General features: G+C 39.1%; 1 protein-coding gene. It reads right to left on the bottom strand.

All coding sequences use genetic code 11. The annotated features are described in order from the left end of the window. Positions 1 to 129 precede the first annotated feature (129 nt). The gene (locus WKT11_RS19715) at positions 130 to 1,332 is read right to left on the bottom strand and encodes an IS110 family transposase (protein WP_340285774.1); all 1,203 of its coding nucleotides are present in this window, start codon (positions 1,330 to 1,332) and stop codon (positions 130 to 132) included. Positions 1,333 to 1,588 lie beyond the last annotated feature (256 nt).

The raw sequence follows: 1,588 nt of genomic DNA, 5'->3' as shown, positions 1-1,588 counted from the left end.
CCTGCTAACAAAAGTCAAGTACTTTTAAGCAGGTTTTTTTAATTATTTCCTTAATCTATTTTTGTGTACAACAAGAAGACTGGCGTTATTTCCAGTCTGTATAATTACATCAGATGATTTTTGTCTTCTTTACTGGTAAACTTCCATCACCCTTGCATAATAAATACGCAGGAATTTATTCAATCCGGCAATTTTTGCATGCTTTTTACTTTTACCTTCACTTTCCTTTTTCAAAATATAATTGTATACGGCATCATCTTTCGGAGCAGAGTGACTTTTCAGCACTCTCATCACTTCATATCCGACTTTTCTGAGCGTTGATGAGCCCCTCTTTGTTATCCTGCGTTTTGAACCAATGAACTGTCCTGATTCATATGGTGGTGGATCAATCCCAGCCCATGCTATGAGTGCTTTTGCATTGTGCAGCTTTCTTACATCTCCAATCTCCGCAATAAGTTTCACTGCAAGGACATTACCAACTCCTCCCATTTCCCTGACAACCGAATATTCAGGTAAGGACTTCGCAAGTTCTTGCATTCGTGTTAAAATAAGAGACAGAGAGCTGTCTACAGCCCTCAATACTGATACTGCTTCCTGTACTAACATTTTGGTCGATGGGGTGCTGGAAGACAGTGTAGGAATACCACTTGAAGCTAATTCATAGACTGCCTCAGCCTTAGATCTGCTTCTGTGGTATTTCTTTTCTCTTGCCCAAGCAATATATTCCTCAGTGAACTTTTCGAGACTCATAGATGTGATCAAATCAAAGTGCCAGAATCTCTCTACAAAGTCGCTGAGTTTATCTTTTCCATTAGCTTCATTCCAACTGTTAAACATCTTCTTTATTCCCGGCAGCACATAATCCAGAACATGTGTCAGCTCCTGTAAAGCTTTCACATGTAACTCCATATAGTACCGATAACGGCGTCCCAAAAGTTTGAGTTCAGCATAGGTTTCTTCAGTGCCTTCATATCGTTGCAACTTAAACCATTTCTCAATTCCGTAGTTTGCGATCATTATTGAATCAAGTCTGTCGGTCTTTGCTCCCCTGATGCTGTTGTCTTTCGCATATTTTTTCATTGCGAACGGATTAACAATAGATACGAAATATCCTTTGTCATGAAGAAATGTCACTACGGGCAGATGGTAAATACCAGTGGCCTCCATCACTATCCTTACCTCTCCATCCAGCTTGCTCAGTAAATTATCAAGATCTTCCATGTCCTTTTCTACATGATGTATCTCAAAAGGACTGCTCACTACTTCTCCGTAAGGTTTAAGTATGCAGACTGTGCTTTTTCCTTTCGATACATCTACACCTACGCTTATCATTTTTTAATCTCCTTAAATTGTATTAGTAATTGTTCCAGCCGCACTTATTACCATCCAGTTTAGTTAGTTACGCGGGAGCGAATCCCTACCTGCTTAATCGAATGCTTATAATAAGGGGTTGGTTAACGGTTTTTTTGACGGATGCAATGATCCAAATAGAGCTACGTCAGACCAATTACTCCCCTATATTATAATAAAATAAGTGCAGCTGTCAGAGTTAATTACTCTCTAACAACTACACTTTTATGGTACTAAA

It is taken from the genome of Blautia sp. HCN-1074 (assembly GCF_037890165.1).
In the GTDB taxonomy this organism is placed as follows: Bacteria; Bacillota; Clostridia; order Lachnospirales; family Lachnospiraceae; genus Blautia_A.
Note: the sequence above shows the minus strand (reverse complement) of the source record. Positions and strands in the feature narration are given on the sequence as shown.

Coding starts and splice junctions, on each gene's coding strand:
- WKT11_RS19715 (WP_340285774.1), bottom strand. CDS start 1,332: ATGATAAGCGTAGGTGTAGATGTATCGAAAGGAAAAAGCACAGTCTGC.